Origin of the sequence: Bradyrhizobium retamae (assembly GCF_001440415.1) — a bacterium.
Classification (GTDB): domain Bacteria; phylum Pseudomonadota; class Alphaproteobacteria; order Rhizobiales; family Xanthobacteraceae; genus Bradyrhizobium; species Bradyrhizobium retamae.
On the sequence record NZ_LLYA01000049.1, the window covers coordinates 1 to 4,139 of the forward strand.

General features: G+C 56.7%; 3 protein-coding genes and 1 pseudogene. 1 reads left to right on the top strand and 3 read right to left on the bottom strand.

Annotated features, from left to right (window positions below; translation table 11 throughout):
• From CQ13_RS44965 to CQ13_RS40690, 3 genes and pseudogenes are all read right to left on the bottom strand, one after another.
• Positions 1 to 217: hypothetical protein (locus CQ13_RS44965; RefSeq protein ID WP_210183065.1), on the bottom strand; the 217-nt coding region annotated here is incomplete at its 3' end.
• A gap of 974 nt (positions 218 to 1,191) precedes the next feature.
• Positions 1,192 to 1,653, bottom strand: coding sequence for a glycosyltransferase (locus CQ13_RS08285; RefSeq protein WP_057842510.1), 462 nt, complete (start codon positions 1,651 to 1,653; stop codon positions 1,192 to 1,194).
• Between the two features lie 102 nt (positions 1,654 to 1,755).
• Positions 1,756 to 2,285, bottom strand: a pseudogene (locus CQ13_RS40690) (site-specific integrase); the annotation flags it as partial.
• A gap of 276 nt (positions 2,286 to 2,561) precedes the next feature.
• Here CQ13_RS40690 and CQ13_RS08295 point away from each other — a divergent pair.
• Positions 2,562 to 3,587, top strand: a complete 1,026-nt coding sequence (locus tag CQ13_RS08295) for a sterol desaturase family protein (protein ID WP_245309084.1) — start codon at positions 2,562 to 2,564, stop codon at positions 3,585 to 3,587.
• The last annotated feature ends 552 nt before the right edge of the window (positions 3,588 to 4,139 follow it).

Genomic DNA, 4,139 nt, shown 5'->3' on the forward strand with positions numbered 1-4,139 from the left:
AGAAATGTTGATCGCGAAAAACTTCTTGACACACCAAGCCCTCATATAAGCTAGGGAGATCCTCCAAGATCTTATCCGCGTCAAACCCAATGACTGGACTATAGCCGACATAAGCTGCCTCGCGACCGCTCCTTTTGAGATTGGTCCAGTGTCGAAGGCTGAAGAAGGCCGCAATGATGTCGACAGATGCGGTCTCCTTGTATTTTGGTGTCTGCAAAAACAGTCGCTTTCCCTCCTCTTCATCTGCAACGAGTCCGGAATGACGAACTTTTCGATTTGGGAGACCGCGTCACGGTCTTGTATTCCTCATTGAAAATCATCTCATAAATTTATCTGGAGCTGCCGACCGTTAGTTTGGAAGCCCGCCAGGTCAAGGGAACACTTTGGAAAGACGCGCGTGGAATCGCACAATCGTAAGAACTGGCTGGTTCAAGCTTGTTCACGTCAAGAGCATCGGCAGCTAAAGGGCGCGAACACTGGGCAACAGCTCGTAAGCATAGTATCCGCTCCATCGCCGCCGCAGATCAAGTCGTGCTTCTGCGCGCTCTTGGCCTCGAAGGGATTCTTTCACGGAATCTGTTTGGCGACGCGCCGCCTATCCTGCCTTCGTGCTAATCAATGCGTTCAAGGATGCGCCACTGTTGAGCGTTACGGCCGTTCTGACGAGCATCAGCTCTATCTGCGTGGTGCTGCTCGTCTCCACCCCCTGACCTTGCCAAAAGAGGTTTGAACTTTGGATCTCGCCTCCTACGCGCTCGGCGCGATCTTGTTCGGAGGAACGGTTGTGACCTGGCTCATTCACCTGAAGGCGATCAGCTCTCGCCCGCGTGGTATCTCGCGATCGCGAACCTAGTCGGCGTAGCTGCGGTCATAATGATGCCCGAAACAAAAATATGAAGCTTGAGAAATAGTTACGACGTTTGACAATGCTCTTGCCGCCACACCCAAACGGGGGAAACATGGAACGGTCGGCAATTATCGGCAAACTCAAGCGCTACCGCTGCCATAGCTCGCAATGTCGGCGTGCGACGAAAACTTGAGTTGCGGACCAGGCTGCGGATGCATGACCCTGCCGACCGGCGCGCTCTCAACTCATCCATTGTCGGCCCCATAGCGCTCCTGTGATATTCCACGCGCCGCACCGAAAAATTATTCACATCTTGCTCAATGCTCAGTCTCAAAGTCCTTAAACTACGGCGCAAAAATACGGCAGTTATCGAGCGTTACCGGTGACGGGAGATGCCGAAAGAAGACGTTCAGCCTAGACTCACCGGCTTGGGTAATCTCAACGACAAAATCGCGTGCAGCGCAGGATGCGCGCTCACTCCGATGGATTCGGACACCAGACGAACTTGAAACCTTTCCCCAACGCGCGATAAGTTCAAGGAGTATCTCGGGCGGGTCTTGCAGATCGGCGTCGATCAAAATCGCGGCATTTCCCCGCGCGTGCATAAAATTGGTCTGGATTGATCGCAGGAAGCCGAAATTTCGAAAGAGGTTTAGAACACGGATTCGCGGATCGCGCGAGGCGTCGGCCTGCAGCAGTGCTAGCGTTCTGCCCTGACGGTCATCGTCCGTAAAGAGAAACCCGAAATCGTACCGATCCGCGACCTGATCGGCGACAGCTCGCAGCCGTGTCAGAAGGTTTGCCATGCTGCCTTCTTTTGAAACGGGGGAACGAAATCGCAATCAGTTTGTGCACGGAACAGTCGACGTCGCTCATCGTAAATCCCTCGCACTCAATTCTTCGCATGTAATCCGCAACAACTGTGGGCAGAGCATAACGTAACGGTCCTTGCCGTCGTTGCCTTGCTCGCCCCGGATCACCATCCGCTGGCTGTCGATGTCGGTAATCTTCAACAGAACCACTTCCGCGACGCGCAGTGCGGCGTCATAGACCGTAGTCAGCGCGGTACGGCTCTTGAGGCAAGGAATTGCATCCAGGAAGCGTGCTACCCTAGTCGGCGCTCAGCACCACCTGCAGCTTGCTCCGCTGGTGCGCGCATAGCTGATGCGCTCCGAATGGCGTCACGGCCGAGCGTCACACCATAGAAAAACCGCAGCGCACACACGATCTGATTGAGCGCCGGCCAGGATATCCCCATTGCCACCAAGTGGACCTGGAAGGCGCGGGTATCCTCCAGCTCGAGACACTCGGGCGACCAACCGAAATACCGGCTCAACTTCGATAGCGCGGCAAGGTAGGATCGTTGCGTCGCCCGCGACAGATTGCGGACCGTCTTATCCTCAATCATGCGGCGGCGAAGAGGGCTGATCTCAGCCATTGGAAAACTCCTGTCTCATGGGTTGGGCGTCGAAAACCCGCAATCCTCTCAGACAGGAGCCTGCCTTTGCGATCTCCGCTCAATTGCCGCGCCAGCGGCTTCGTTCAATCCCGAATCGATTCAAGCTAACCTCATCCCCTTTAGACGCAGAATTTCAGCTAGGCGAGCCCTCTTTTTAGGGAATTTCTGTTTTTGAATCGTGCGATATGTTCACTGTGACGCCGCACAGGTCATGCTCTCGCGGAGAGCCGGATTGCGAATCCTGGCGTTATATCCGTGACTTTCAACATGGGGAGAGAAGTGGACGATACCCTCTATGGGACGCGCGATAAACGCGGGTACTGGACCCCCCGCAGGCGACCGAAGCGCGCTCCGATCTTCATCTGGCCGGTTCAGCCGAAGGCATTCTTACTCTGGCTGTTTCGTTACTTGAAGTCTTACTCGCGCTATGTCGCGATCTCGTTCGTCGTTTGGGTCTACCTGACCCCTTCGCTGGAAACGATGCGGGAGTTCGGCGTCGGCTGGGTTTCGCTCATCCTTTTGCGCAATGCCGCGCTGGCGCTCTTGGTCTATGGCGGCTGGCATACCGTGCTCTACATCCGGCGGCGCCAGCAGACTGACTTCAAATACAACGCCAAGTGGCCCGATACGAACAATTCAACGTTCCTGTTTGGAAGCCAAACCGCCGAGAATGTATTCTGGACAATGTGCAGCGGTGTGCCGGTGTGGACCGCTTATGAGGTGTTCACCTGGTGGATGTTCGCTAACGGCTACATCCCTTATGTCGAGTTCTTTACACACCCGGTCTACCTGATCGCACTGCTGTTCCTCGTGCCAATATGGCATCAGCTGCACTTCTATGTGATCCACCGTCTGATCCATATGGGGCCGCTCTATCACCTGATCCACAAGGTGCATCACAATAACGTCAATCCGGGTCCCTGGTCCGGTTTGTCGATGCACACGTTTGAGCACATCCTCTACTTCTCTGGCGTGCTGATCCAATTCCTCGTGCCCTCGAACCCGCTGCCGGCAATGTTTCAGCTTTTGTATTCGGCGCTGGCGCCGGCAGACGCTCATCTGGGCTTCGATCGGATCGTGACCGCCGACGGAAAACTCATTGACGCTGACAACTATTATCATTACCTGCACCACAGGTACTTTGAGGTGAACTATTGTGGGAATCTGATTATCCCACTCGACGAGTGGTTCGGCACGGCGCATGACGGTTCGCCCGAAGCTGACCAGGCGATGTACAAGCGGATTGAGGCGAAGAAGTACGCGCGCGGCGGATCGCGTTGATGTTAGCGATACCGGGCAGCGCCACGCCTCCACATGACACGGGCTGGGCTCATGCCGTTAACTGGCTTTCTGCCGGTCGGTGTTTCCAGGATGGGCCGCAGCAGGAACCTCGCCGTCGAGCGCGACTGCTAACGATAGCCAATCAGGGAACCGACATCGACTGCCGCAGGAGAGTGGGTGGCGGCTTGCGCCGCCGATGCATTGCAGACCCATTCCGATCGATCGCGACCAGTGTGATGGTGCCGTCAGGTGCATTTTCTGATCTCAGTGTTTTGGCTCGACGTCAAGCGCGGTGGAGGCCGTCCCCGTAGTCGACAGGAGGGACCCGCGCGCGCTGCGGAGTGCTCCCACGGCTGACGCAGCAGCGCGCGCGGGAGATCCCTGTTGACCCACGGGGGCGGCCGGTGGGCTGGCGATGCGCTTCATATTTTTGCTCCCGTGGGCGGCTTGCCGTTGGCTGGCGGTGTGGCCGCGGCCGGCGCCAGCCGTTCCTCGTCGGATGGAGCCGCGGCCATGACGGTCCTCGACGATCTCCATGAGATCGCGCCGCTG

Coding starts and splice junctions, on each gene's coding strand:
- CQ13_RS08285 (WP_057842510.1), bottom strand. CDS start 1,653: ATGGCAAACCTTCTGACACGGCTGCGAGCTGTCGCCGATCAGGTCGCG.